Raw genomic sequence first — 25,942 nt, 5'->3', positions numbered from 1 at the left:
CAACGCATTCGGCGCCGGGAAGTGACACGTTCGCTGTGGTGAGCAGCGACCCGATGCCGTCAGCCCATCGTGGCCGTCCCGTCCGAGCTGGGTTCGGTGCGCGGCGATTCCGCGGGTTCGCGGGCGATCAGCCCCCAGCGGCTCGAGGTCAGGCGCAGGCTGGGCAGATCCGACAGCGACAGCACCACCTCATAGGTGCGCTCGTATCCGGTGTGCGCGATGCGCCACTGCCCGTCGTCGCAGCGGACGTAGCGGTCCGTATAGAACGCCGCGCCGCGGAGCAGCATGTTGTGCCCCGGGATGAGGACGGTGTCGGCCAGGTACCAGGTGCCGGTCGCCTCGTCGCCGTGAACGTCGATTTCCGGGTGGTCGCAGCGGTGTTCGGTGATGACGTGCGGGCCCAGGGTGTTGCGCATGAAGGCCAGGAAGGCGTCGCGCGATTCGAACTGGAGGTACTCGCTGTAGGTGGCGGTGGCCTCCGGAATCATCGTGTCGGCGAACTCCTCCCACGCCTTCGTGTCGAGCGCGCGCAGGTAACGGAACTTCAGCCGGCTGATCGCCGCGACGGCATCGGAATCCATACCTTCAACCATCCCATCAGGTGTAGGAAACCTTCAGGGATCGGCACGGATTTGTACCAGATCGCTATCAGCCGGATACCGACTCAGCCGTTGATGCTGAAGCAGGTGTTGCAGAAATCCTCGCCGAACTCGGTCAGTCGCAGACTCTTTCGCACGATCTTGGGCACGCGACCGGCCTTCTTCAGCGCCTGCTCCACGACGGGCTGCACCTCGAGCACCATGTATCGCGACAAAACGACCGGATCTTCCGAGGTCATGGTGAGGCCGAGGCGGTTCAGATTGATCAGGTAGTGCCGGGCCCGGTCCGCGTAGCGGACGCCGGACTGCTCCGGAACCGAGGTCAGGTCCCCTGCGACCAGTTCGGAACCGATGCCCAGCGGCCGGTTGGTACGGACGTCCACCGACGGCTGCGGACCCTGCAGCGCCATGAAGCGCAGAATCCGGGCCTCGTCGGGGGCGAGCTGATCGAGGATCCGGTCGTAGGCCGGGTGCACGTCCTCGGTGAAATAGACGTCGGCAGACCGGGCCAGCAGCGCGTCGCCGCGCCGGCGCAGGTCCTCGTTGGTGACCGAGCGCACCAGGCCGTTGGTGATGGCCTGCTGCGGCGCGCCCATGGGAGTCGGTACGTAACTGACGATCTCGCGCACCGAACCCTCGGTGACACCGAGCGCGCTACGCGCGATGGACCGCAGCGCCGCCCCCGTGCGCTCGGCGATATCGGCCGACGACTCGCCGTCCAGCGCGGCCTGGGTCAGCTGTTTGGTGATCTCGAAGCTGGTGCCGACCGCCCACTCGGTCCCCCGCACCGCGGTGCCGACCGCCAGGCCGGCGGCCCGGAAGGCGCCGCGGATCAGCCGGGCCTCATTGCTGATCTGCCGCTTCTCCACATCCGAACTGCGTTCCACGGCACGGGGTCCCGGACGGGCCACGTCCTGCCCCGGGATCCTGTCTTCCGCCACGTCCATCTCCGAATATCGCCAGGTGAACACAATCGTCCACAGATTATTGCCCCCGACGGACCTTCGGGCACGTTGAACCCGCGAGCCAGACGAAGGTTACCCCAGTCCACGTCCGCCGCAGAACGACGCACATGACCCCCAACACGACCGCACAGCGCGCGATATGGATGTGGTCCGTGCCATTCTCGTGTTCCTATCGAGAGAGAGGAACATCGAGCCCGGCCAGTGTGACTGAGATCTCCGACTCAGACACTCCCCGCTGGACTCGATTCCTAAAGAACCAGTAAGGTCCGAACCGCCGAGGGGTTGTCAACGCCAACGGCGGTGCGTTGCGGGTCGGCAGGAGGGTGTCGTGCTGGAAAGTGTTTTTGGGGTGCGTCCGACCATCCTCTTGGAATTGATCACCATCCCGTTGTTCACGGGTGTGATCGGCTATATCACCAACTGGACCGGTGTGCTCATGCTGTTCAAGCCGATCCGGTTCCACGGATTCCGGCTGCCGGGGCTGGCGGCGTTGTTTCCATTGCTGCCCAAGCGCATTCAGGTGCTGCCGTTGCTGCAGTACGACGGCCGGATCGGCTGGCAGGGGATCGTGCCGTCGCGGGCGGACAAGATGGCCAGCATCGCGGTGGACAAAGGGCTGGCGAAACTCGGCAGCGTCGCGGATTTCTATCGGGAACTGGAACCCGACAAGCTCGCTGAACATTTTGTTGAAATTGCGGACCTTCAGATTCGCGACATTGTCGAGGACATCCTGAAGCGCGAACACCCGCAGCTCTGGTACAACCTGCCGACCGGTCTGCGTGAGATGGTGCACAGCCGCGTGCGCGAACAGTTGCCCGATATTCTCCGGGAACTCACCGATGAACTCGGCAAGAACATCGATCAGCTGCTGGACGTCAAGTCGATGACCATTCGCTACTTCCAGGCGCGGCCGCAGATGCTGAACTCCGTGTTCCAGGTGCTGGGCGCCAAGGAACTGCGATTCATGCAGAACTTCGGCTTCTACTTCGGTGCGCCCATGGGTCTGGTGCTGGTCGCCATCCTGCACTTCACCGGCTGGTCGTCGCTGGTGGTGCTGCCGGTCGGCGGGGTGATCATCGGCTGGGTGGTGAACTGGATCGGCATCAACCTGATCTTCGAACCGGCCTACCCGAAGTGGTGGTGCCCGTGGCAGCAGGGCCTGCTCATCAAGCGGCAGCCGGAGATCACCGAGGGGTACGCGGCCCTGGTGGCCAGCGAGATCATGACGGTCGCCAATATCGGTGACGAGCTGCTCAACGGTCCGCGTGCCGACCGCACCATGCAGATGCTCCAGGACACCCTCAAGCCGGCGGCCGACCGGGCGCTCGGACCGGCCCGATCGGTGGTCAAGTTCGCGCTGGGCAGCCGCGAGTACGACTCGCTGCAGGACACCTTCACCTCCGAGGCGATGACCATCGCGCCGATCGCCTTCGCCGACCCGGCCTTCAATGTGCAGCAGGGCAAGCAGGTACAGGAGTACATCGCCAAACAAATGTCGGCGCTGCCCCCGCCGGAGTTCGTGGACATGCTGCGTTCGGCCATCAAACAGGACGAATGGCTTTTGTTCGTCCATGGCGGCGCGCTGGGCCTGTTCGCCGGTTACGCTCACCTCCTGATCTTCGGAACAGGAGTGGCCACCTCATGGATATGACCGACCCGTCCACCGGTGGGCGCGCCGAATCAGGTTCGGGCGAGGACGATCCCGCCGATACCGGCACCGACATCGCTGTTCGCCAGGCCGCGCCGCTGCCGGTGCCGATCGACACGATCGAGCGCCGGGGCGCGGCCGGGCCGGTGCGCGCCGCCACCGGGGTGGTGCGAGTGGCGATGTCGGCCGCGGTCGAGGCGAGCTTCTGGAGCCTGCAGACCGCGCTGGGCGTGACCTCGGTGGTGCTGCGCGGCAGCATGGCCGGGCAGCCGCCGCGCGAGATCCTCTCCGATGCCGGTGCGCAGGTGCGGCATTCGGTCCGGCAGGCGCTGGGCGTGACCGCGCCCGAGGCCGCCGAGATCGCCCCCGAGTCCAGTCCCGCCAGCGTGCTGCGCGCCCGCGGCGCCGAATTGCTGCGCCGCTCCGCCGATTTCCACACCGAGGACGACAACCACCATCACACCGCCTACGCCCGCATCCTGGGCGAGCTCGCGCCCGACGAGGCGCGCGTGGTGCGGCACCTGTACCTGGACGGGCCGCAGCCCGCGGTGGAGGTGAAGACCGGGCGAACCGCCTACCGTGGCGTTTTCAACCTGCTGGGCGAGGATGCGGCGCTGCGGTATCCGAACCGGATCGATGAATACCTGACGAATCTGGACCGGCTGGGCCTGATCGACATCACCCGCGAGGCACTGGGCAATCCGAACCGCTACCAGTTGCTCGAGGCCATGCCGGAGGTACGCCGGCTGCTCAAGCGAGCCAGCTTCGGCACCAAGGTGATGTACCGGACGATCGAATTGACCTCGTTCGGCGCTGGATTCACCCGCACCTGCCTCCCAGTCCCGTCCCTGGACCCGCAGGTGCTCGAACAGCACGGGTAAAGCTCCGGTTGCGCCCCGCGCAACGCGTATGCCAGGGCGACAACTGATTTCGTGACGGTTGGGGTAACTCACCGGGTACGTCCAAAATCGGTTTCCCCCCCAACCGCCGGCACGGATGCGTGGCGGATAACGACTACCGCAGCCCGCTGAAGGCTCGGGGAGGCGGGCTAGCCATTGTCGGCCAACTCGAGCCAGCGCTCTTCTGTGGCTTCCTTTTCCGCTTGTACCTGCTTGAGTTCCGCGCCGAGCGTGACCAGCTTGTCCGGCTCGGTGGCCGCCTCGGCCAGGGCCGCGTGCAGCTTGTCCTCGCGGTCGGTGAGTTTTTCCAGGGCGCGTTCCAGCTTGGCCAGCTCCTTGCGGGCCGCGCGGTAGGCGGCCGAATCCGTCGCCGGGGCGGCGGAATTCGCGCCGGCCGGGGACGCGGCCCTGACCGGAGCGGCCGTCTTGCCCGCGGTGAGGCCGGCGCGCTTGCGCAGATACTCCTCGATGCCGCCGGGCAGGTTGGTGAGCTTGCCGTCGCCGAACAGCGCCCAGGTGGAGTCGCAGATGCGCTCGATCAGGTAGCGGTCGTGGGAGATCACCACCAGGGTGCCCGCCCAGCCGTCGAGCATGTCCTCGAGCTGCTGGAGGGTGTCGATGTCGAGGTCGTTGGTGGGCTCGTCGAGCAGCAGCACATTGGGCTCGGCCATGAGGATGCGGGTCAGCTGCAGGCGGCGGCGTTCGCCACCGGACAGGTCGCCGACCGGGGTGCGCTGCTTGGCCGGGGTGAAGCCGAGCCGCTCGGCCAGCTGGCCGGCGCTGATCTCCTTGTCACCCAGCATCATGCGCTGCGCCACGTCCTGGACCGCCTCCAGCAAGCGCATGTTCAGCGGCAGGTCGTCGAGTTCCTGACGCAGCCAGCCGATCTTGACGGTCTGGCCCTGGATCCGCTTGCCGGACTTCGGGTCCGCGTCGCCGGCGAGCGCGCGCAGCAGCGTGGTCTTGCCCGACCCGTTCACGCCGACCAGGCCGACGCGTTCGCCCGGGGCGAGCCGCCAGGTCAGATCGGTCACCAGTTCCCGGCCGTCCGGGGTGGCGAGGGTGGCGTCCTCGAGCTCGATCACCACGCGGCCCAGGCGCTTTCGCGCGAAGGAGGCCAGCTCGACGGTGTCGCGCGGCGGCGGCACATTCGCGATCAGGGCCTCGGCGGCCTCGATGCGGTAGCGCGGCTTGGAGGTCCGGGCGGGCGCGCCGCGGCGCAGCCACGCGAGTTCCTTGCGGGCCAGGTTCTGGCGGCGGGCCTCGCTGGCGTCGGCCTGGCGGACACGTTCGGCACGGGCGAAGATCCAGTCGTTGTAGCCGCCCTCGTAGGTCTCGACCCGGCCGCCCTGCACCTCCCAGGTGCGGGTGGCGACGGTGTCGAGGAACCAGCGGTCGTGGGTGACGACCACCAGCGCGCTGCGGCGGTTCAGCAGGTGCTCGGCCAGCCACTGCACGCCCTCGACATCGAGGTGGTTGGTGGGCTCGTCGAGGACCAGCAGGTCGAGGTCGCGGACCAGGGCGGCGGCCAGGGCGGTGCGGCGGCGCTCGCCGCCGGAGAGGTTGGCCACGGGGGTGTCCATGCCGAGGTCGGCGATGCCGATGCCCTCGACCACGGACCGGATGCGCGGATTGGCGGCCCATTCGTGTTCGGCGACACCGTCGGTGCGCTGATCCTCGGCCAGGCCCGCGAGCACGACCTCGCCGACGGTCGCGCCCTCGGGCAGCATGCCGCGCTGGGTGACGACGGCCATGCGCAGATCACCGCGACGGCTGACGCGCCCCGAGTCGGGCTCCTCGATTCCGGTCAGCACTTCCAGCAGCGTGGTCTTGCCACCGCCGTTGAGACCGACGACACCGATCCGCTCCCCCTCCTGAACCCCGAGAGAGATTTTGTCGAGCAGCGGCTTGATACCGAAGCTCTTGGAGACCGCTTCCAGGTTGATCAGATTGGCCATGAATCCTCTGTGTCGTCGATGCTTGCCCTGGGCAAGCCTACCGAGCGACCGGGACCACCCCGATGTCAGCGCTTGGCGGCGTCCGGGGAATCGGTGATGCGGCGGGCGCCCGGGACCGGGCCGTGGGCGGTACGGACGCTGCGGCTGACTCCGGCGCCCGCGAGTTCGGCGGCGACGGTGACCGCGGCCTCCTCGCCCTCGCACAGGAAGGCGCAGGTCGGGCCGGAGCCGGAGACGATGCCCGCGAGGGCTCCGGCGGTGACGCCCGCGCGCAGGGTGCGGCGCAGTTCGGGTTTCAGCGAGAGCGCCGCGGCCTGGAGGTCGTTGCCGAGCAGCGGCGCGAGCTGTTTGGCCTCGCCGGAGGCCAGCGCCTGCAACAGCTCCTCCGGGCTGCCGAGTCGCGGCGGGTCACCGGCTTCGCGCAGACGGTCGAGTTCGCGGAAGACGGCCGGGGTGGACAAGCCGTCCTTGGCCAGGGCCAGCACCCAGTGAAAGGTGTTGCGGGACAACACCGGCAGTAGTTCCTCGCCGCGGCCGCGGCCGAGGGCGGTGCCGCCGTGCAGGGAGAAGGGGACGTCGCTGCCGAGTTCGGCTGCGATATCGGACAATTCGGTGCGCGCGAGGCCGAGTTCCCACAGGTCGTTCAGACCGACCAGGGCCGCCGCGGCGTCGGCGCTACCGCCGGCCATGCCGCCCGCCACCGGAATGCCCTTGGTGATGGCGAATTCCACCAGCGGGGCGCGTCCGGCCATATCGGCCAGCTTGACGGCGGCCTGCCAGACCAGATTGCCGCGATCGGTGGGAACCTCGTCGGCCCCCTCACCGACAACCTTGACGCGTAGCGCCGAGGACGGCGAGATCTGCACGTCGTCGCTGAGCGATAACGCCTGGAACACCGTGGTGAGGTCGTGGTAGCCGTCCTCGCGCAGGTCGCCCACCCCGAGGTGCAGATTCACCTTCGCGGGCGCGCGCACGACGAGGGGGCTGGGCACAACTGAGAGCACGCGCACAGCCTAGTCGACAGATTTCCCGTTCGAATACTTGCGCAGGGTACCCATGGGGGGTATGTTTCTGGATGTCGGGGATACCCCCTCACCGTATGAATAGCGAGCGAAGGAGACCACCATGGCCACCAGCATCTACACCGTCACCGGCATGACCTGCGGCCACTGCGTCGGTTCGGTGCAGCAGGAGATCGGCAAGATCGACGGTGTCACCAGCGTGGATGTGGATCTCGCCACCGGCCTGGTCACCGTCGAGTCCGGCGCCGCGCTCGCCGACGCCGATGTGGTCGCCGCCGTCGATGAAGCGGGTTACGAGGTGGCGGTGTGAACGATCGACTGAGGTTCGCCGCCTTCGGCGGCGGACTGGTCGTCTTGTTCGGAGCCGCGCTCGGCATCGGCGCCCTGGTGGGCGACCGGTCCGGCGCGGCCCCGGCCGAGGCCGCGCCCGACCACAGTCGGCACGAAGCCGCCGCGGCGACGGGCCTGCAGGACAGCCTCTCCGGCTACACCCTCGGCGATATCAGCGCTCCCGCCGCCCCCGATCAGCAAGGCACACTGCAATTCCGGATCACCGGACCGCAGGGCGCCGTCACCCGCTACGACGACCTGCACGAGAAGGACCTGCACCTGATCGTGGTCCGCTCGGACGCGAGCCAGTTCCGGCACGTGCATCCGACCCGGGCGGCCGACGGCACCTGGTCCATCGACTGGAAGTGGGCCGAACCCGGCAGCTACCGCGTGTTCGCCGACTTCTCCCCCGCCGGCGGGCCCGGCGAACTGGTGCTCAGCCGCACCATCGCGGTCGCGGGGAACGTGACCGGCAAGCCACTGCCGCCGGTCGCGAAGACCGCCGAGGTGGACGGCTACCGTGTCACCCTCGACGGTGACCTGACCACCGCGGGCAGCGAACTCACCTTCGCCGTCACCCGCGACGGCAAGCCGGTGACCGATCTGCAGCCCTATCTGGGCGCGTACGCTCACCTGGTAGCGCTGCGGGCCACGGACCTGGCCTACCTGCACGTCCACCCCGAGGGCGAGGTCGGCAAGACCGCACCCGGCCCCGATGTCGTCTTCCACGCCGAAGCACCGAGTGACGGCAACTACCGCCTGTACCTGGACTTCCAGCACGGCGGCGCGGTGCACACCGCGGAATTCACCGACGAAGCATCCACTGCCGCATCCGATTCGGATGCGCCCGCCCACCACGGAGGAGGTCACTCATGAGCGCCCCGGCGCCCGAGCGTTCGATCGAACTCGATATCGGTGGGATGACCTGCGCCTCCTGCGCGGCCCGGATCGAGAAGAAGCTCAACCGCATGGACGGCGTCACCGCGTCCGTGAACTACGCGACCGAGAAGGCGAAGGTCAGCTTCCCGGAGTCGGTGACGACCGATGATCTGATCGCCAAGGTCGTCGACACCGGCTACACCGCCGCCGTGCACCACACCGAACCGGTGAAAACCGAGGCGGCCGAATCCGATTCGGCCCCGTCGGCGGCGGATCAGTTGCGGCACAGGCTGTTGGTGACGCTGGCGCTGGCCGTGCCCGTGGTCGCCATGGGCATGTTCCCGCTGCTGCAGTTCACCAACTGGCAGTGGCTGTCGCTGACCCTGACCGCGCCCATCGTGGTGTGGGGCGGGTCGCAGTTCCACCGGGCCGCGTGGGTGAACGCCAAGCACGGCGCGGCCACCATGGACACGCTGATCTCGCTGGGCACGCTGGCCGCCTTCGGCTGGTCGGTGTACGCGCTGTTCTGGGGCACGGCCGGCATGCCCGGCATGAAGCACCCGTTCAGCCTGGCCATCGAGCGCGGCGACTCGTCGTCGGCGCTGTACTTCGAGGTGGCGGCGACGCTGATCACCGCGATTCTGGCGGGCCGCTATTTCGAGACCCGGTCCAAGGAGAAGGCGGGATCCGCGCTGCGGGCGCTGCTGGAGCTGGGCGCGAAGGACGTGTCGGTGCTGCGGGCCGGTGTCGAAACCCGCATCCCCATCGGCGATCTGCGGGTCGGCGAGGAGTTCCTGGTTCGTCCCGGCGAGAAGGTCGCCACCGACGGTGTGGTGGTGAGCGGCAGTTCGGCGCTCGACATGAGCATGCTGACCGGCGAATCGGTGCCGGTCGAGGTGGGTCCCGGTGATCAGGTGGTGGGCGCGACCGTGAACGCGGGCGGCCTGCTGACCGTGCGCGCCACCCGGGTCGGCGCGGACACCCAGCTGGCGCAGATGGCGGCGCTGGTGGAGGAGGCACAGAACGGCAAGGCTCCCGTGCAGCGGCTGGCCGATCAGGTGGCGGGCGTGTTCGTGCCGATCGTCATCGCGATCGCGGTGGCGGCGCTGGGCTTCTGGCTCGGCACCGGGGCGGCCGTGGCGACCGCCTTCGGCGCGGCGGTGGCCGTGCTGATCATCGCCTGCCCGTGCGCCCTCGGCTTGGCCACGCCCACGGCTCTGCTCGTGGGCACCGGACGCGGCGCGCAGCTGGGCATCCTGATCAAGGGCCCGCAGGTGCTGGAGTCGACGCGGCGCATCGACACCGTGGTGCTGGACAAGACCGGCACCGTCACCACCGGCAAGATGACGCTCGCCGAGGCGATTCCGGGCGCCGGCGTGGATGCCGACGAGCTGCTGTCGGTGGCCGCGGCCGTCGAGCACGGCTCCGAGCACCCGGTCGCCAGGGCCGTGGTCGCCGGTGCGGCCGAGCGCGGACTCGACACCGAGCAGGTGGAGCAGTTCGTCAGCCACGGCGGCAAGGGTGTGCAGGGTCTGGTCGGCGAGCGGGCGGTGGTCATCGGACGCGTCGAGTTGCTCGAGGACTGGTCCATCGCGCTGCCGGAGTCCTTGGCGGACGCCAAGATCCGGGCCGAGCGGGCGGGCAGGACGGCCATTCTGGTGGCCTGGGACGGGCAGGCGCGCGGCGTGCTGGTCATCGCCGACGCGGTGAAACCCACCAGCGCCCGGGCGATCTCGGAGATGAAGGCGCTCGGCCTCACCCCGGTGCTGCTGACCGGCGACAATGCGGCCACCGCCCGCACGGTCGCGGATCAGGTGGGCATCGAGCAGGTCATCGCAGAGGTGCTGCCCAGCGACAAGCTGGACGTGGTCAAGCAGCTGCAGTACGAGGGCAAGGTGGTCGCCATGGTGGGCGACGGCGTCAATGACGCGGCCGCCCTGGCCCAGGCCGATCTGGGCCTGGCCATGGGCACCGGGACCGACGTCGCCATCCAGGCCGCCGATCTCACCCTGGTGCGTGACGACCTGCGCGCGGTGCCGACATCGATCAAGCTGTCGCGGGCCACGCTGCGGACGATCAAGGGAAATCTGTTCTGGGCCTTCGGTTACAACGTGGCCGCCATCCCGCTGGCCGCCGCCGGCCTGCTGAACCCGATGCTCGCCGGCGCCGCCATGGCGCTGTCCAGCGTGTTCGTGGTCAGCAACAGCCTGCGACTGCGCCGCTTTCGCGGATGAGGGACACCGATCGCTAGTCCCGCGATACCGACAGGGCCGCCCCGATCACCGGATCCGGGCGGCCCTGTCGCATCGTGTTGAATGGCGGGTGACCACCGCCGTCCCCTCGCGAGGAGCCCCGTTGACCACCATCGCCGAATACCTGGCCGCCGCCCAGATCGAGGCCGCCCCGGTCGACCCCGCAGCTCCCGGCGCCCCCAAGGTCGCCGTCGGCATTCCCGAAGGCTGGCAGCAGGTTCCGCCGAGCATGTTCCCCGGCTCCTACGGTGTCTGGACCCAGACCCCGGTGAACGGCTGGGCCGACAACGCGGTCGTCCTGGTCGCCACGTTCACCCCGCCCGTCGATGCCCGCGAACTGCTCACCCACGCCTTCGACGACGCCCGCCGGCTCCCCGGCTGGGAGGACCTCGAAACCGACACCACCGACTTCGAGGGCTGGCCGTCCGCCGGCATCACCGGCACCTACAACGTCGAGCAGCTCACCCTCTGGGCCTACAACCGCTACATCATCGTCGAGTCCGAGAACGGCCAGTACCTGGTCCAGCTCACCATCACCACCCGCAGCGACAGCGACGGCGCCGGCCCCACCACCTTGCTCCAGGGCCTGTCCATCTCGGCCTGACCCGCCGCCTAGCGCGGCTCGAGCTTGCTCGAGCCGCGCCTGCCGCGCAGCCGTCGAACCGCCCGGAATGCCAACCGGCCCAGCCCGATCAGCACGATCAGCAGCACGATGAAGGCGACCACCGGTACCACCAGCGCCAAAATCGTGAGAGTCAGTGAGACTCCGTCCTCGACGGTGGAAACCACTGGATTCCCCACGCCCGCAGTCGTTCCCGTGACCAGCGGTCGCGCCACCGTCCGACCGGCATGGACGCTGCCCGCGGTGACGGCGCCCAGGACGGCGGCGACCGCGGGCGGCAGATGCGAGGACAGACTGGTCTCGGCCGTGAACAGGATCGCCCCCGACACCGGAGCCACGAGCGTCCCGACACCGTGCAACACCGAATCCAAGGCCGGGATCTTGTCCCCCACGAGATCGAGCACCAACAGCACCGCGATACCGATCAACGCCGGGGTCGACGACAACCACCCGTACGAGCTCCCCAGATCGATCCACCCGGCCCGATCCGCGACCCCCACCACCAGTAGCGGCAGCCAAGCATTCAATCCCGCCGCCCCCGAGAGCCCGAAGGCCCCGAGAACCGCCCCTACAGCCGACGTGATCTCCATGCCCCCAGTGTGAGCGCCGAAGCCCCGGAGAGCCGGATACCACGATTGGCGAGTAGCGTGGAGTGGCGGTTTGCCGACCAGTTGCCTTATCCCCGCGGTATACGTGAGGAAGGACGAGAGTCATGAAGCGAGGCGCACTGAAGATCGCGGCAGCACCGATCCTGCCGTTGTTGGCATTCTTGGTACCGGCCGGTCCAGCGACTGCGGACCCGGTGAATTTCGATTCGGCTCAGGTCACCGGTTCCACGCCGGGGTGCTCGGGCACGGCCGACGCCCAGCTGTCGGCCAATCAGGGTCAAACCGGCGATAGCTTCGTCGACAGCTCGGCCACGGTGACGGTGAACTTCACCCCCGACACCAATACCCTCGACTCGTTGCTGGCATCGCCCGGAAGCTGCGAAGTCTCCACCACCGTCACCATGCAGAACCTGGACAACGGCACGAGCACGACCGAGACGAAAACCACCGAGTACGACAGCCATTACGGCTGGCACGCCGCCTTCTTCACCCTCGAAGGCTCGGGCCGGGTTTCCGCCCAGGTGAGCACGAACCCCAGCCCATCCGAGCTGACCATCGACGTCCCCGCACCGATCTGATCACGACCCAGCACACCCGGACAGACCGGGTGCCATAACCGCACGCTGCCGGCAAACCGCGAAGAATCCCGCACGTCGATCTTCCGCGTGACCGCGTCGACCGCTTCGGCCGGCGCGGTCACCCGTGGACATGTGATGGAAGTGCGCTCGACCGCGCCGACGGACTGATCACCCGAGTCTTCGGCTCATTCGTGCTGGGCGAGGCGGACGTAGGCGGCCGTGTCGAGGGTTTCACCGCGGGCGGTGGGCGCGATTCCGGCTGCGATGAGACGCTTTTCGGCTTCGGCGGCGGAACCGGCCCAGCCCGCGAGGGCGGCGCGGAGGGTCTTGCGGCGCTGGGCGAAGGCGGCGTCGATGACGGCGTAGACGCGCCGGCGGAAGGATTCGTCCTGGGGCCAGGGGGATTCGGGGAAGCGGTCGATGCGGACCAGTCCCGATTCGACCTGGGGTACGGGCCAGAAGATCTGGCGGCCAACGGTTCCGGCGCGGCGGACCGTCCCGAAGAAGCCGGCCTTGACGCTGGGCACGCCGTAGATGCGGCCGCCGGGGGTGGCGGCGAGGCGGTCGGCCACTTCCAGCTGCACCATGACGAGAGTGGTTCGGATGCTGGGGAATTCGGCCAGCAGGTGCAGCAACACCGGTACGGCCACGTTGTAGGGCAGGTTGGCCACCAGCGCGGTCGGCGCGGCGGGCAGGTCGGCGTGGGTGACCTTCATGGCGTCCATGGGGACGACGGTCAGCCGATCGGCGAGCTCGGGGGCGCGGGCGGCGGCGGTCTGCGGCAGGTGGGCCGCGAGGGTCGGGTCGATCTCGACGGCGATGACCCGGTCGACCACGTCGAGCAGCGCCAGGGTCAGCGAGCCCAGGCCGGGACCGACCTCGAGCACGGTGTCGTCGCGGTGGACGCCCGCGGTGGCGACGATGCGGCGCATGGTGTTGGCGTCGTGGACGAAATTCTGCCCGAGCTGCTTGGTCGGGCGGACGCCGAAACGCTCGGCCAGCTCACGCACTTCGGCGGGCCCCAGCAGGGCGGCTTTTCCACGACCGGCGACTTCGGGTTCGGACATTCTGGAAAACCTATCAAGCTGCGTGAATCATCCGGCACCCGGTCACACCGCGGGGGCGATGGCGCGCGGAGTCTAACACTGGAGTTAGCTATGCATTTGCCATGTCGCTCGTGCGGGCGTGGCGGCCGCGCGCGCCGGACCAAATCCGCCATGTCGCACGGTCTTTCACCAGGTATCCGAGTAGCGTCGCCCCCTGGGAACACAACCGTGAAGGAGAGTGCATGCCCGCTCGGCGGATTCGACGGCTCGTCCTGGGCGCGACGCTGCTGACCGCGGCGGTCACGCTGCCCGCGGGACCGGCGAATGCGGACACGGCCCCGGGACTGGACCGCTTCTACCACCAGACACTGGAGTGGAAGCCGTGCGACAACGCGGCCCTCGACACCGCCGGCGCGCGGTGCGCGGGCGTCCTGGTCCCGCTCGACTACAACAATCCCGACGGTCGCACGCTCACTGTCGCGATCTCCCGCATCGCCGCCACCGATCCGGCGCGCCGGCGCGGCATCCTGGTCACCAATCCGGGCGGTCCGGGCGGCGCCGGCCTGGCGATGACGGTCAACACCCAGAAGGCCATGACCGCGGACGTCCGCGCGCAGTACGACCTGATCGGCATGGACCCGCGCGGCATCGGCCGCTCCGACGCCGTCAATTGCACGATTCCGGTGCCCACCATGCTCTTCTCCGCCGGATTCGACGTGTTCGGCTATGCCCGCGACACCGCCGTGGCCGCAGCGCTGGCCACCGCGTGCGTGGCCACCGACCCGGAGAAGGCCCGCAAGATCACGACTCGCAATACCGCGCGTGACATGGACGTCATCCGAAGCCTGCTCGGTGAAAAGAAACTCAACTACTTCGGCGCGTCCTACGGCACCTACCTGGGCGCGGTCTACACCCAGATGTTCGGCGACCACACCGACCGCATGGTCTTCGACAGTGCCGTCGACCCGGACCGCTACTACGTCGGGCTCTACCAGGACATGGGCGCGATCAACGAGTACGCCCTCGACGACTGGGCGAAATGGGCGGCCCGCCACGACGATCAGTACCACTTCGGCAGCACCCCGGAGGCGGTGCGCGCCTGGGTCGAGGACCTCATCCGGCGGTCCGCGGGTCACGAGATCTACGGCAGCGGGTACCTGGTCGACGAGCACACCATTCCCATGATGCTGCTGGCGCTGCTGCCGAACCCGCAACTGAACCCCAATCTCGCCGAGGTGCTCACCATGGTGGCATCGGGCGTGGCGGGCGGCCCCATCGACATGGACGCGCTGAAGGCCAAGATCGTCGCCGTGGTGCCGCTGGAGGCTGCCGGCATGGCCGCCATCTTGTGCGGCGACAAGGCCGCGCCGCGCGATCCCGCCTGGTACTACGGCAATGTCGAGGCCGCGCGGCCGACGCAGCCGGTGTTCGGGGCATTCGCCAACAACATCACCGCCTGCGCCTTCTGGCCGGACCCGGTGGAACCGCCCACCGAGATCCACAATGCGACCCCGGTGCTGATCCTGGCCAATGTTCACGACACCCGCACCGCATACTCGGAAGCGCTTGCGCTGCACGCGGATCTGACCGGGTCCCGTCTGGTGACACTGGCGGACACCAGGATTCACGGCGCGTTCCGGCCGGACCTGAGCCCGTGCCTGAACAACATCGTGAACACCTACCTCGCCACCGGTGTCCGCCCGGACCAGGACGTCACCTGCGAACCCGATTTCGGCTGGTTCCCGAAGTAAGTCGTTGGGGGCCCGGGGTTTTCACCCCGAGCCCCCCGACGGGATCACGCGACCATCGTCACGGCACGGTGGGCGTGGTCAGGATCCGATCGCTGAACGCACCGATGGCATCCCACATCTGCGGGTTCAACTGGACGTGGGTGCCGGTGCCGACCACCGTCTGGAAGTCCACGCCATTGGCGCGGAACTGCGCGGCCAGCGCCGCGTGCAGCGGGGACGGCACGGTGGTGTCATTGGTGTTGAGCAGCAGCAGGATCGGCGCGTTGTAGCCGTTGACCGGCACGACCATGTACTCGTTCATGGCGGCCTGGAATTCCGGGGTATCGAGCCGCCGCGACAGCATGTCACCGACGCCCATGCCGTCGACCACCTTCATGATGTCCGGCAGGCACAGGGTCTGCGACGCATCCACGGCCTGCTTCCCGCGCGGGGTGAGATAGCTGTCGACATCGACCTCGGGGTGGGTGGCGCGCAGCCCGGCCAGCATGCTGACCACGAACGCGTTGACCGCGGTCCCGCCCTGACCGGGGATCTCCGGCACCCAGGGGCCGACGAACGGGGCGATCTTCTCCAGGTCCGATTCCGGGTCGACCGCGATGGCGCCGCGGAAGTCGAGGTCGGGGGTCTGTGACACCTGCAGGTGCGCGGTGCCCAGCGCCGCCTGACCGCCCTGTGACAAGCCGGTCACCGCCCAGGTGCGTGAGAGCGCCGGATTCGTGGCGCGGGCCGCCTTGACCAGGTCGATGGTGGCACCGGCCTCGGTGCTGATCTCCAGGTACGGGTGCGGGCCGGTGTCGAAGCGGCCCAGGCCGAGATAGTCCGGCGCGACCACGGCGAAGCCCTTGTTCACGAAGTACTGCAGCACCTGGTCTTCCCGCGGCCGGCTCACCTTCGAGTCGTCGGTCTGCCCGCCGCAGCCCGGCCCCATACCGGAGGTGCCGTGGTCGTAGGCCATGATCGGCCAGCCGCCCGCGGGCGCGGGACCGGACGGAACGAACAGCGCGCCACTGGCTTTCACCGGTTCGCCGTTGGAGCGGGTGGTCCAGTAGTCGATGATGGTGCCGTTCGGCAGGCCGCGGAAGCCGTCCGGTAGCGCGGTGGTGGCGAAGGTGTTGCCGGCCGTCTCGGCGTGGGCCGCGGTTCCCGGCAGGGCCGCCAGCGTGCCCGCCGACGCAATGGCCGCGGTGAAAATCCGTGTACGCCAACCAACCGATCGCATGAATCCTCCATCAGTTCCGACCCTATGACCATTCCGTTCGGGGCCCGAGTTTAACTATTTGAACGTATGACCAGTATGAGAAAGTTCTGGCAATCAGCTGATCGAGACGATGTCGGGCCCCCCATTGACGCGCCTTGAAACTTGTTCTAATTTCTCGCCATGTCGCGCAGATACGAAGGCCGCCGAGTACTTGTCACCGGAGCGGGATCGGGCATCGGACAGGGCGTGGCCCTGCGACTGCTCGAAGAAGGAGCCCACCTGGTCGCCGCCGATGTGAACGAGGCCGGACTGGCCGCCACCGTCGACGCCGTCCCCGCCGATCAGCGCGAACGCCTGCGCACCCTCACCCTCGACATCTCCGACCCGGTGGCGGTCCGCGCCGTCACCGCCGAGGCCCTCGAATTCCTCGGCGGCCTGGACGTTCTGGTGAACGCCGCGGGCATCCTGCGCGCCGCGCACACCCACGACATGCCCCTCGAGGACTGGAACAGGGTCATCTCGGTCAACCTGACCGGTACCTTCCTCATGATCCAGGCCGCGCTGCCCGCACTCATCGAATCCGGGCACGGCGTGATCGTGAACTTCTCCTCCACCTCGGCCTTCGGGTCCAATCCCTATATGGCCGCGTACTCCGCGTCGAAGGCGGGCGTCAACGCGCTCACCCACTCCATCGCGCTGGAATACGTGAAAAAGGGCCTGCGCGCGGTCAATATCGTGCCCGGCGGCATCAGCACCGGCATCACCTCCGGCCTGGAACTGCCCGCCGACGCCGACTGGACGCTCATGGCGCGGCTGCCCGGATGGATCGAGGGCGGCGCGCTCGGCAAGCCCGAGGACATCGCGGGTGTCGTCGCCATGGCCGCCTCCGATGACGGCCGCTACATGACCGGCACCGAACTCCGCGTCGATGGTGGCGCACTGATGTAGGGACACCGCCCATTTCCATTCGCGACCGGTTGGTACGGAGTTAGGCTGACAAGCGCTTCAGCAGCTTCATAACCACGTTCCAGCGGACCGGACGGAGAGTTATGGGATACCGGCGGAGTTTCGGCGTGCTCATCGCAGCCGTGGCGTTGACGATCGCGGCAGGGTGTGGGTCGTCGAACGATACGGGGTCCAAGGAACCCGGATACGCCGCGACGTTGCGGCCCATCATCACCGAACTGATGAAGGACAACGCCATTCCGGGAGCGGTGGTGGTGGTCAAGTCGCCCAAGGACGGCGACTGGACCGCCACCTTCGGGACCGGGACCATCGGCAAGGACGATCCGATGACGGTGGACGACCACTTCAGGATCGGCAGCAATACCAAGACCATGACGGTGACGGTCCTCATGCAGCTCGCCCAGGAGGGCAAGCTGTCGCTCGACGATCCGATCGGCAAGTACTGGCCGGGCGTGCCGAACGGGGACCGCATCACCCTCACCCAGCTCGCCGAAATGCGCAGCGGCCTCTACAACTACACCTTCGACTACGACTTCAGCGCCGCGATCGACAAGGATCCGCAGAAGGTGTGGACCCCGGAGGAATTGCTGGCCATCGCGTTCGCGCACCCGGTCGATTTCCAGCCGGGCGAGAGATTCGAGTACTGCAACACCAACACCATCCTGCTGGGGCTGGTCATCCAGAAGGTCACGAATATGCCTGTGGCCGACAACTTCCGGCAGCGCATCTTCGAACCGCTCGGATTGAAGCACACGTCGTTCCCCGCGCCGGCGGACTCCTCGATGCCGGATCCGCATCCGCAGGGCTACGCCTTCGGCACCATGGTCTCCACCATCGACACCTTCGCGCTGCCGCCGGGTCAGCAGGCCGCGGCGCTGGCGGGCACGCTGAAACCGGGCAACCAGACGACCTCGAGCCCGTCGTGGACCTGGACCGCGGGTGCGGCGATCTCGACGGTCGACGATATGACCACGTATACGAAGGCGCTCGTCGACGGCAAACTGCTCGACGCCAAGCTCCAGAAGATGCGGATGGACAGTATCCAGCCGATCGATCCGGCGAATCCGGCCATGGCCGGCTACGGCCTGGGCATCGTGCGATTCGGTGAGCATCAGTTCGGGCACGACGGCCAGATCCCGGGCTACATGACCTACATGGCGTCGGACCCGGACTCCGGCCTCACCATCGTGGTCGCCACCAACCTGGCGGCCGTCCCCTCCGGCGAAGGGTCGGCGCTGGTACTGGTGAAGGGCATGCTGCCCACCTTCTACGGCTCCGGCGCGGTGCCCGGACACGATCCGGCGCAACGTAATTCGGCCACGAACAACCCCGCGGCGTCCGTATCACCGACAGGTTCGACGCCATGGACGACACCGCGGTAATCATCGCGGGCGCCGGACCGGTCGGCCTGACCGCGGCGATCGAACTGCGCCGCCGCGGCGTGCCGTGCCGGATCGCCGACCCGTTGCCGGCACCTCCGCAGTACGCGAAAGCCGTTGGCATCCAACCGCATGCGCTGGAAGTGTTCGAGCAGATGGGGGTGCTGCGCCGGATCCTGGACGCGGCCATCCAACTGCACGGGCAACTGGCCTTCGTCAATGGCGAGCCGGGCCCGCGCATCGAGCTGACGCTGCCGCCGGATGTGCCGTTCGGATTCGTCGGCCTGCCGCAGTACGAGACCGAGCGAATTCTGCGGGACCGGCTCGCCGCGCTGGGCGGCGCCGTCGAACGCGGTACGCGGGTCGCGGCTTTCGAGCAGGACGCCGACGGGGTCACCGTGACACTCGCGAGCGAAACGGGTGAGAAGACCACGCGGGCAAGCTATCTCGTCGGCTGCGACGGCGCGCACAGCACGATCCGCAAGGCGCTGGGTCTCTCCTTCGAGGGCGCGGCCTTCACCGAGCACTACATGCTGGGGGACGTGGAACTGAGCTGGTCGATGCCACGCGGCTACAACATCCGCGCGAGCCACCAGACCGACGGCGTCACCGACGATCTGCTGGTCTGCATCCCGCTCCCCGGCCGGCACCGGTACCGCGTCTCCATGCTCCTCCCCGACGGCCGGACACCCGACCGGGCGACCGGCGACGACGACGTCGAGCACGGCTTCACCACCGGGTGGACGCCCGATCTACCCGATCTGCAAGCGGTCGTCGACCGCCTCGCCCCCGAGCCGACGCAGGTGTCGAACCTGCGCTGGTCCTCGGTCTTCCGGATCAGCCACCGCATCGTCGATTCCTACAGTCGCGGAAGGGTTTTCGTGGCGGGCGACGCCGCCCATATCCACCCGCCCACCGGCGCCCAGGGCATGAACACCGGCATCCAGGACGCCCACAATCTGGCCTGGAAACTGGCCCTGGCGCTCACCGGCGACGCCTCCGCCACCCTGCTCGACTCCTACGATGCCGAACGCCGCCCGGTGGGCGAGGAGGTCGTCGGCCGCACGGTCCGCAGCGCCCGCGAGGGCATCGGGGCGGACTCCACCGACCCCGGCTACGTCCTGCGCCGGGAGGCCCAGCTGCTCATCGACTACGCCGGCAGCCCGATCGTCGCGCTGTCCCCGCCCGGCGAGCCCGCCCCGCTCGCGGGCGCCCGCGCCCCCGACGCCCGCGGCCTGACCCGCGACGCCGTCGCCTTCGACTTCCGGCTGCTGCCCCTCATCGACGGCACCGCCCACACCCTGCTGCTCTACGCGGACGACACCACCACCGATCACGACCTCCGCGACCTGGAACAGCTGGCCGTCACCGCGACCGCCACGGCCCACGGCCACCTGGACGCCTACCTGATCGCCGCTCCCCGGGCCGGCGCGGCCGCGACCAGCCTCCCGCTGATCCGCGACACCGCAGGCGAATTCGCCCGGGCCTACCGCGCGGGCCACGGATCGGCCTTCGTCATCCGTCCCGACGGCTACCTGGGCTTCGCCCGCCGCCCGGCCTCCACCCCCGACCTCGTCGACCACCTCGAATCCACTTTCCGGTGACCCTGCGCGTTGGCGTCGAGCGCCGATCACCCGGGCGGCCGATACTTCCGTTCGGTAACAACAGGACTCGCGTTGCCGACATGCCCGGTGGCAGTGACCACTACGCAAGGGAGATGCGACATGGGTTCCGCAGACCTGATGAGCTGGCTGGCCGAGGGCTACCTCAACGGTGATCCGATCCGCTACCCGCTCTATGTCGGGTTGATGTTCCTCAGCATGCCGTTCCAGCTGCTGTCCACGCTGTCGGGACAGCCCTTCTAACCGATGCCGAGCCGCGAGGTGCAGGCCGGCCACGCTCCCCAACCCTGGCGGGCGCGCGTCACTTCGGCGATGGCGATCTGTTCCTCGCGGGTCGCGAGGTCGGCGCGCGGGGCGTAGCGGGTGCCGCCCTGACGTTCCCAGGTGTTCTGGTCGAACTGGATGCCCCCGAAGAAGCCGTTGCCCGTATTGATGGCCCAGTTGCCGCCGGATTCGCATTTGGCCAGGGCATCCCAGGTGGTGCCGTTCTGCACGTCCGGAACCTCGGTGCCGGGCTTGGCGCCCTTGCGCACGGTCTTGGGCTGCGCGGGCACGATCACGGTGAACTTGATCGGATCCTTGCCCGCCTCATGGCCGTTCACGATGGAGACCGCGAAAGTCACGTCCTGCGTGCCGGGTACGCCCGGATTCTCGACGATCGTTCGGCTCATATTGAGCGTCTGATCCTCGATGATGTTCTCCGGCGGATCCAGCGGCACCCGCTCGGTGCGGTTCTCCACGATCTTGCGGGTGACGGTGATCTTCATCCCGTCGGTGAGCGGGGTGCTCGCGACCGGTTCCACGGAGTCCTGATTGACCAGTGGGCGGCCCTGCGTCTGGAGCAGCTCTCCGATGGTCGGGGCGGCGAGGCGGACCAGCGAGGCGGGCGCGCCGTTGTCGCTGAGTTCGACGGTGCGCGGATTGGTGATGAGCAGTTGCGCGCCCTCTAGTGGCAGCGGGGTCGGGCGCGCGGGCGAGGTGAAGACGTCGCCGGGCAGGTTGAGCTTGGTGACCGCCTCGGCCACGGTGAGCGCGGTGGTCCACGCCTTGGAGGGCGTGCCGTCGACGATGAGCGAGACCTCACGGGCCCGGTTCAGCGTGATAGTGGATCCGTCGCTGATATGCGCTCCGGCGGAAGGGGATACGTCATCGCGGTTGGTGATCGCGTACCCGGCGTCCTTGAGCGCGCCGCGGACGTCCCCGCGCATGGTGGATTCGGCGAACTGCTTGCCATCGATGACGAAGGTGATCTGCTTCTTGCTCATGATGGCAACGCCGGCGCCGAAGATGAGCGTGACGAGCATCGCCGCGATAGCCCCGTACAGCATCGGGGAACGCGACGAGTTGATCTTCGTCAATGCGTGCATCGGAAATCCCGGCATGGTCACAGTACGATAACGAGGGGGTCCGGGATTGACAACCACTCCCGGTGGAACTGCGGGGACGAAAATTACGACCCGATATCGAACCGCAGGTAAATCACGATCGCGCTAGATCATAGTGAGCTGCGGCACATCCGGCGACCCAGAGCCCGGTGTCCGATCCCCGACAGCGACAACTGATTTCGCAGCGCTGAGGGTAACTCGCCGGGTACGACCGAAATAGGTTCACCACCCGACCGCCGGCACGCGTGCGGTACCCGCGACGGCACCGGAGCCGGGCGCTGAAATCCCGGAGAGGCGGAACAGTAGCTCAGATTCCGTAGACCCGGCGGGCATTGGCGGTGGTGATCTTGGCCAGCTGCACCGGATCCTGTTCGCGCAGTTCGGCCAGCGCGCGCAGCGTGTACGGCAGCATGTACGACTCGTTCTGCGCACCCCGGAACGGATGCGGAGTCAGGAACGGCGCATCCGTTTCGACCAGAATCAGTTCGTCCGGAACGAGTTTCGCGGCCTCGCGCAATTCGTGCGCGTTCTTGAAACTGACCGTGCCCGAGAAACTGAGCACATAGCCCTCCTCCACACAGGCCATCGCCATGTTCGCGTCGGAGGAGAAGCAGTGGAAGATCACGGTTTCCGGCGCGCCCTCGTCCAGCAGCACCGCCAGCAGGTCGTGATCGGCCTCCCGGTTGTGGATCATGAGCGGCTTGCCCAGCCGCTTGGCCAGGTCGATGTGCCAGCGGAAGCCCTCGACCTGATCCTCGATCTCGGCGCAGCCGTCCAGCTTGCCGGGCCAGTAGTAGTCCAGCCCGGTCTCCCCCACCGCGACCACCCGCGGATCGGCGGCCAGCTGCTCGAGCTCGGCCTTGGCGGCGTCGTCGAGGTGGTTGGCGCGGGTCGGGTGCAGCGCGACCGCGGCGTAGACCCGGTCGTCCCAGTGCGCGGCGCGGACCGCGAAGCGCGCGGCCTCGAGGTCGTCGGCAACCGTCACCAGCTCCCGCACACCCGCCGCGCGGGCCCGCTCCACCAGGGCCGCAACCGATTCCGGATCGGTGGCCCCGCAGGCATCGATGTGGGTGTGCGCGTCGATGAGCGGCGACAGCGGCTCGGGCGGCTCAGGTGCAGGTCGGCGACTGGTCATGCCCATCCCCCGAAAGAAAGACGGGCGGCACCAGCCATGGGGATATTCACGCGAGCGACGTAGGACACGCAGATAGAGTAGACACACCATGAGCGCATCCGATCGCCCCGCCTTTTACGTCACCACGGCCATCGCGTACCCGAACGGCGCACCGCACATCGGGCACGCCTACGAGTACATCTCGTCCGATGCCCTGGCCCGCTTCAAACGGCTGGACGGCTTCGATGTGTTCTACATGACCGGCACCGACGAGCACGGCCAGAAGGTGCAGCAGGCCGCCAAGGCCGCCGGTCTCGCGGAGCAGGAGTACGCCTCGCGCAACTCCGACGTCTTCGAGAACATGGACAAGGCGCTCGACATCTCCTTCGACCGCTTCATCCGCACCACCGACGAGGACCACCTGGCCGCGTCGGTCGCGATCTGGGAGCGCATGGTCGAAGCCGGGGACATCTACCTCGACACCTACGCCGGCTGGTACTCGGTGCGCGACGAGGCGTTCTACACCGAGGAGGAGACCACCCTCCTCGAGGACGGCACCCGCATCTCCACCGACACCAAGACCCCGGTGGAGTGGACCGAGGAGTCGAACTACTTCTTCCGCCTGTCCAACTATCAGGACAAGCTGCTCGAACTGTACGAGACCCAGCCGGAGTTCATCGCGCCCGCGACCCGGCGCAACGAGATCGTCTCGTATGTGAAGGCGGGCCTGAAGGATCTGTCCATCTCCCGCACCACCTTCGACTGGGGTGTGCCGGTGCCGGGTCACCCCGAGCACGTCATGTACGTCTGGGTGGACGCGCTCACCAACTACCTGACCGGCGCGGGCTTCCCCGACACCGATTCGGCGTCGTTCCAGCGGTATTGGCCCGCGGACCTGCACATCATCGGCAAGGACATCTCGCGGTTCCACACCGTGTACTGGCCCGCCTTCCTGATGAGCGCCGGAATCGAGCTCCCGAAGCGGGTTTTCGTGCACGGCTTCGTCAACTACAAGGGCGAGAAGATGTCCAAGTCGGTCGGCAATGTGGTCGATCCCATGGACCTGGTCGACACCTTCGGCCTGGACGCCGTGCGCTTCTTCCTGCTGCGTGAGATCTCCTACGGCCAGGACGGCTCCTACAGCCACGAGGCCATCGTCGGCCGCATCAATGCGGATCTGGCCAACGAGTACGGCAACCTGGCCCAGCGCTGCCTGAAGATGGTGGCCCGCGACTTCGGCGGCGTCGTCCCGAACCCGGGCGAGTTCACCGAGGACGACAAGGCCCTGCTGGAGCGCGCGGGCGACCTGCTGGAGAAGGTCCGGGCAGAGTTCGACCAGCAGCAGATCCATCTGGGTCTGGAGCAGCTGTGGCTCACCCTCGGTGAGACCAACCGCTACTTCTCCGCCCAGGCGCCCTGGACCCTGGCCAAGGCCGGCACCCCGGAGGACACCGCCCGCGAGGGCACCATCCTCTACGTGACCATGGAGGTGCTGCGCATCGTCTCGATCCTGGTCCAGCCGGTGATCCCCGGCTCGGCCGGGAAGATCCTGGACCTGCTCGGCGTCACCGACCGCAACTTCGCGGACCTCGCCACCCCGCTCCGCCCGGGCACCGCCCTGCCGGAACCGGCCGTGGTCTTCCCGAAGTACGTCGAACCGAAGTAAGAACCGGTGCCGCCCGCCGCCCTCCGGCGGGCGGGCACCGAGTCACACCCGCCGACCGCGGGTGGAGATTCCCCTCCGAACTCCACCATCGCCGGAACGGGAATGCGGCGCCGAACACGCCGCTGCCCGATCCACGGAACCGGATCGGGCAGCGACTGATCTCGCCGTCCCAGCATCCGGTCCGGTTACCGCGCCGGTCAACCTGGGGCAGTAGCACGATTTGGGGCACCCGCACTGACCAGCGGGCCGGATCAGCTGTTCACGAGGGGGCCGACGGTGTCGGCCGACATCGACTGTTCCCCGTTCTCTCTCCCGCTCCGAACAGCAGCCGGAGCCCGGTCAGGGGACCGCGCACGGGTCGATGGTGGCGGTCCCGGGCGACCGCGGCGTGAGCATGAACAGCTGGTAGGAGCAGTTCTGCGGGTGAAAGGCGTTGTAGGAACGCATGGTCAGGCTCATGATCTCGCCGGTGGCCGGGTTGCGGACCTGCACGAGCGAGTCATTGAACAGGTCTTCTTCCATCGGGGTGTTCCACATGCGCGCGAATTCCGGGTTGACGCTGCAGGTTTCGATGATCTGGGCCAGGCGCTCGGGGGCGACCACGCCGGGCGAGAGGACGCGCAGGCCGAAAACCAGGCGGTGCACGATGGTGTCCCAGTTGACCAGCAACTCGCGAGCTTCCGGGATGGTCAGGAACTGCTCGATGACATTGACCGGGCGCTCGGCGCCGGGCGCCGCGGGGGCCAACCACGGAAACGCCCCGCTGGCAGCCCGATTGGCCGCCAGCACCTCGTATTCGGGGAAGCGGTGGAAGTACGCCGGATAGGGCAGGGCCTCGAGATGGTCGAGGTCCTCCTGGCGCAGCTGGGGCGGCCAGGTGCCGCGCGCGAAGGTGGACACCCTGGGCAGGGCCAGCGAGACCACCTTCTCGAGCATCCACATCGGTACGTCCATGGCGGCACACCAGTCCTCGAGCCGGTCCGGCGAGACCGTGCGCTCCCCGCTCTCCAGCTTCCGGTAGAGCGAGACGCTGACGAACATCCGCCGAGCGGTCTCCTCCTGGGTGAGGCCCTGATTCTCCCGGCGGTGCCGCAGGTACATTCCGAGCAGCGGCTGCTCCGGAATCGGTGTGAGCGCGTCGAGCATCTGTCCGCCTATCCATCCAGCAATCCTTCAGCTAAATATCTACCGAAGTAGCCAGTGAGGATCCAGTTTTCCGGTCCAGCCAGCGTACGGACCGCGGCACCCGACAGCGACCCCGGACCTGGGCAGAGATCCACACGGACGGCGACGGCCGATCCGCCAATGCAACGATGTGCATATGCGGCCCAGCGACACGAGGAATGGCCTTTTGTCGCACCGGAACGGGCACTCCGATCGACATCGGGCGAATCGGGAAGCGCTGCCGATCTCGCAGCGCGGCCGGCTACTGGAGGGGATCGGCGAGTGCGTGGA

General features: G+C 68.0%; 23 protein-coding genes. 13 read left to right on the top strand and 10 right to left on the bottom strand.

All coding sequences use genetic code 11. The features are described from left to right. Positions 1-59: 59 nt before the first annotated feature. Positions 60-581 carry a nuclear transport factor 2 family protein gene (locus ACWEKS_RS19790; RefSeq protein ID WP_452341434.1) on the bottom strand — a complete coding sequence of 174 codons (522 nt, stop codon included), beginning with the start codon at positions 579-581 and terminating at the stop codon, positions 60-62. An 83-nt stretch (positions 582-664) separates the two neighbouring features. Continuing rightward, entirely contained in the window at positions 665-1,546 is an 882-nt protein-coding gene (locus ACWEKS_RS19785) for an Abi-alpha family protein (RefSeq protein WP_452341433.1), read from the bottom strand. A 346-nt stretch (positions 1,547-1,892) separates the two neighbouring features. Between ACWEKS_RS19785 and ACWEKS_RS19780 the strand changes: the two genes are divergently transcribed. Continuing rightward, a complete protein-coding gene (locus ACWEKS_RS19780; protein ID WP_452341432.1) occupies positions 1,893-3,215 on the top strand; it encodes a hypothetical protein in 1,323 nt (440 codons plus the stop codon). Further along, positions 3,206-4,093, top strand: coding sequence for an Abi-alpha family protein (locus ACWEKS_RS19775; RefSeq protein WP_452341431.1), 888 nt, complete (start codon positions 3,206-3,208; stop codon positions 4,091-4,093). Before ACWEKS_RS19780 ends, ACWEKS_RS19775 begins: the two co-directional genes overlap by 10 nt. 167 nt (positions 4,094-4,260) lie before the next feature. Here the strand turns inward: ACWEKS_RS19775 and ACWEKS_RS19770 are convergent, their stop codons facing one another. Both ACWEKS_RS19770 and ACWEKS_RS19765 read right to left on the bottom strand, forming a co-directional pair. Next, positions 4,261-6,069 carry an ABC-F family ATP-binding cassette domain-containing protein gene (locus ACWEKS_RS19770; protein ID WP_452341430.1) on the bottom strand — a complete coding sequence of 603 codons (1,809 nt, stop codon included), beginning with the start codon at positions 6,067-6,069 and terminating at the stop codon, positions 4,261-4,263. Between the two features lie 65 nt (positions 6,070-6,134). Continuing rightward, complete coding sequence (locus ACWEKS_RS19765; RefSeq protein WP_452341429.1) at positions 6,135-7,073, bottom strand: 4-(cytidine 5'-diphospho)-2-C-methyl-D-erythritol kinase; 939 nt, start codon at positions 7,071-7,073, stop codon at positions 6,135-6,137. 121 nt (positions 7,074-7,194) lie between these two features. Between ACWEKS_RS19765 and ACWEKS_RS19760 the strand changes: the two genes are divergently transcribed. From ACWEKS_RS19760 to ACWEKS_RS19745, 4 genes are all read left to right on the top strand, one after another. After that, positions 7,195-7,401 carry a heavy-metal-associated domain-containing protein gene (locus tag ACWEKS_RS19760; RefSeq protein ID WP_452341428.1) on the top strand — a complete coding sequence of 69 codons (207 nt, stop codon included), beginning with the start codon at positions 7,195-7,197 and terminating at the stop codon, positions 7,399-7,401. Next, positions 7,398-8,297, top strand: coding sequence for a hypothetical protein (locus tag ACWEKS_RS19755; protein ID WP_452341427.1), 900 nt, complete (start codon positions 7,398-7,400; stop codon positions 8,295-8,297). Before ACWEKS_RS19760 ends, ACWEKS_RS19755 begins: the two co-directional genes overlap by 4 nt. Further along, complete coding sequence (locus ACWEKS_RS19750; protein ID WP_452341426.1) at positions 8,294-10,534, top strand: heavy metal translocating P-type ATPase; 2,241 nt, start codon at positions 8,294-8,296, stop codon at positions 10,532-10,534. Before ACWEKS_RS19755 ends, ACWEKS_RS19750 begins: the two co-directional genes overlap by 4 nt. A 121-nt stretch (positions 10,535-10,655) precedes the next feature. Beyond that, positions 10,656-11,156 (top strand): LpqN/LpqT family lipoprotein, encoded by a 501-nt coding sequence (locus tag ACWEKS_RS19745; RefSeq protein ID WP_354836076.1) that lies wholly within the window; start codon positions 10,656-10,658, stop codon positions 11,154-11,156. A gap of 8 nt (positions 11,157-11,164) precedes the next feature. On the opposite strand, the gene ACWEKS_RS19740 is transcribed toward ACWEKS_RS19745, so the two are convergent. Further along, positions 11,165-11,764 carry a DUF4126 domain-containing protein gene (locus tag ACWEKS_RS19740; protein WP_452341425.1) on the bottom strand — a complete coding sequence of 200 codons (600 nt, stop codon included), beginning with the start codon at positions 11,762-11,764 and terminating at the stop codon, positions 11,165-11,167. Positions 11,765-11,886: 122 nt separating this feature from the next. On the opposite strand from ACWEKS_RS19740, the gene ACWEKS_RS19735 reads away from it, so the two are divergent. Then, entirely contained in the window at positions 11,887-12,360 is a 474-nt protein-coding gene (locus ACWEKS_RS19735; protein ID WP_452341424.1) for a hypothetical protein, read from the top strand. A gap of 185 nt (positions 12,361-12,545) precedes the next feature. Here the strand turns inward: ACWEKS_RS19735 and rsmA are convergent, their stop codons facing one another. Then, complete coding sequence (rsmA, locus tag ACWEKS_RS19730) at positions 12,546-13,427, bottom strand: 16S rRNA (adenine(1518)-N(6)/adenine(1519)-N(6))-dimethyltransferase RsmA (RefSeq protein ID WP_452341423.1); 882 nt, start codon at positions 13,425-13,427, stop codon at positions 12,546-12,548. A gap of 221 nt (positions 13,428-13,648) precedes the next feature. On the opposite strand from rsmA, the gene ACWEKS_RS19725 reads away from it, so the two are divergent. Next, positions 13,649-15,157: an alpha/beta fold hydrolase gene (locus ACWEKS_RS19725; protein ID WP_452341422.1), complete on the top strand. Its 1,509-nt coding sequence runs from the start codon at positions 13,649-13,651 to the stop codon at positions 15,155-15,157. 58 nt (positions 15,158-15,215) lie between these two features. Here ACWEKS_RS19725 and ACWEKS_RS19720 read toward each other — a convergent pair whose 3' ends face one another. After that, on the bottom strand, positions 15,216-16,376 hold the full coding sequence (locus ACWEKS_RS19720; RefSeq protein WP_452341421.1) for an alpha/beta hydrolase family protein: 1,161 nt from the start codon (positions 16,374-16,376) through the stop codon (positions 15,216-15,218). A 159-nt stretch (positions 16,377-16,535) separates the two neighbouring features. On the opposite strand from ACWEKS_RS19720, the gene ACWEKS_RS19715 reads away from it, so the two are divergent. The 4 genes from ACWEKS_RS19715 to ACWEKS_RS19700 all read left to right on the top strand — a co-directional run bounded on the left by ACWEKS_RS19715 (position 16,536) and on the right by ACWEKS_RS19700 (position 20,565). After that, positions 16,536-17,303, top strand: coding sequence for an SDR family NAD(P)-dependent oxidoreductase (locus ACWEKS_RS19715; protein ID WP_379397513.1), 768 nt, complete (start codon positions 16,536-16,538; stop codon positions 17,301-17,303). A gap of 125 nt (positions 17,304-17,428) precedes the next feature. Further along, entirely contained in the window at positions 17,429-18,703 is a 1,275-nt protein-coding gene (locus tag ACWEKS_RS19710; RefSeq protein WP_452341420.1) for a serine hydrolase domain-containing protein, read from the top strand. Then, positions 18,685-20,304, top strand: coding sequence for an FAD-dependent monooxygenase (locus ACWEKS_RS19705; RefSeq protein ID WP_452341419.1), 1,620 nt, complete (start codon positions 18,685-18,687; stop codon positions 20,302-20,304). The genes ACWEKS_RS19710 and ACWEKS_RS19705 overlap by 19 nt, the downstream gene beginning before the upstream one ends. Before the next feature lie 120 nt (positions 20,305-20,424). Further along, positions 20,425-20,565: a hypothetical protein gene (locus ACWEKS_RS19700; protein WP_354836094.1), complete on the top strand. Its 141-nt coding sequence runs from the start codon at positions 20,425-20,427 to the stop codon at positions 20,563-20,565. On the opposite strand, the gene ACWEKS_RS19695 is transcribed toward ACWEKS_RS19700, so the two are convergent. Beyond that, a complete protein-coding gene (locus tag ACWEKS_RS19695; RefSeq protein WP_452341418.1) occupies positions 20,562-21,689 on the bottom strand; it encodes a transglycosylase family protein in 1,128 nt (375 codons plus the stop codon). The two genes, ACWEKS_RS19700 and ACWEKS_RS19695, sit on opposite strands and share 4 nt — an antisense overlap. 325 nt (positions 21,690-22,014) lie before the next feature. Further along, positions 22,015-22,842 (bottom strand): TatD family hydrolase, encoded by an 828-nt coding sequence (locus ACWEKS_RS19690; RefSeq protein ID WP_452341417.1) that lies wholly within the window; start codon positions 22,840-22,842, stop codon positions 22,015-22,017. 88 nt (positions 22,843-22,930) lie between these two features. On the opposite strand from ACWEKS_RS19690, the gene metG reads away from it, so the two are divergent. After that, on the top strand, positions 22,931-24,487 hold the full coding sequence (gene metG, locus ACWEKS_RS19685; protein WP_452341416.1) for a methionine--tRNA ligase: 1,557 nt from the start codon (positions 22,931-22,933) through the stop codon (positions 24,485-24,487). Between the two features lie 339 nt (positions 24,488-24,826). Here the strand turns inward: metG and ACWEKS_RS19680 are convergent, their stop codons facing one another. Further along, on the bottom strand, positions 24,827-25,633 hold the full coding sequence (locus tag ACWEKS_RS19680; protein WP_452341415.1) for an MmyB family transcriptional regulator: 807 nt from the start codon (positions 25,631-25,633) through the stop codon (positions 24,827-24,829). Positions 25,634-25,942 lie beyond the last annotated feature (309 nt).

The sequence above is a fragment of the Nocardia sp. NPDC004711 genome (genome assembly GCF_053601595.1).
This window is presented reverse-complemented; position numbering and strand designations above follow the sequence as displayed.

Bases quoted from the DNA above. Each gene is read 5' to 3' on its own strand.
- ACWEKS_RS19790 (WP_452341434.1), bottom strand. From the start codon at position 581: ATGGATTCCGATGCCGTCGCGGCGATCAGCCGGCTGAAGTTCCGTTAC.
- ACWEKS_RS19785 (WP_452341433.1), bottom strand. From the start codon at position 1,546: ATGGACGTGGCGGAAGACAGGATCCCGGGGCAGGACGTGGCCCGTCCG.
- ACWEKS_RS19775 (WP_452341431.1), top strand. From the start codon at position 3,206: ATGGATATGACCGACCCGTCCACCGGTGGGCGCGCCGAATCAGGTTCG.
- ACWEKS_RS19770 (WP_452341430.1), bottom strand. From the start codon at position 6,069: ATGGCCAATCTGATCAACCTGGAAGCGGTCTCCAAGAGCTTCGGTATC.
- ACWEKS_RS19760 (WP_452341428.1), top strand. From the start codon at position 7,195: ATGGCCACCAGCATCTACACCGTCACCGGCATGACCTGCGGCCACTGC.
- ACWEKS_RS19750 (WP_452341426.1), top strand. From the start codon at position 8,294: ATGAGCGCCCCGGCGCCCGAGCGTTCGATCGAACTCGATATCGGTGGG.
- ACWEKS_RS19740 (WP_452341425.1), bottom strand. From the start codon at position 11,764: ATGGAGATCACGTCGGCTGTAGGGGCGGTTCTCGGGGCCTTCGGGCTC.
- ACWEKS_RS19735 (WP_452341424.1), top strand. From the start codon at position 11,887: ATGAAGCGAGGCGCACTGAAGATCGCGGCAGCACCGATCCTGCCGTTG.
- rsmA (WP_452341423.1), bottom strand. From the start codon at position 13,427: ATGTCCGAACCCGAAGTCGCCGGTCGTGGAAAAGCCGCCCTGCTGGGG.
- ACWEKS_RS19725 (WP_452341422.1), top strand. From the start codon at position 13,649: ATGCCCGCTCGGCGGATTCGACGGCTCGTCCTGGGCGCGACGCTGCTG.
- ACWEKS_RS19720 (WP_452341421.1), bottom strand. From the start codon at position 16,376: ATGCGATCGGTTGGTTGGCGTACACGGATTTTCACCGCGGCCATTGCG.
- ACWEKS_RS19715 (WP_379397513.1), top strand. From the start codon at position 16,536: ATGTCGCGCAGATACGAAGGCCGCCGAGTACTTGTCACCGGAGCGGGA.
- ACWEKS_RS19705 (WP_452341419.1), top strand. From the start codon at position 18,685: ATGGACGACACCGCGGTAATCATCGCGGGCGCCGGACCGGTCGGCCTG.
- ACWEKS_RS19700 (WP_354836094.1), top strand. From the start codon at position 20,425: ATGGGTTCCGCAGACCTGATGAGCTGGCTGGCCGAGGGCTACCTCAAC.
- ACWEKS_RS19695 (WP_452341418.1), bottom strand. From the start codon at position 21,689: ATGCACGCATTGACGAAGATCAACTCGTCGCGTTCCCCGATGCTGTAC.
- ACWEKS_RS19690 (WP_452341417.1), bottom strand. From the start codon at position 22,842: ATGACCAGTCGCCGACCTGCACCTGAGCCGCCCGAGCCGCTGTCGCCG.
- metG (WP_452341416.1), top strand. From the start codon at position 22,931: ATGAGCGCATCCGATCGCCCCGCCTTTTACGTCACCACGGCCATCGCG.
- ACWEKS_RS19680 (WP_452341415.1), bottom strand. From the start codon at position 25,633: ATGCTCGACGCGCTCACACCGATTCCGGAGCAGCCGCTGCTCGGAATG.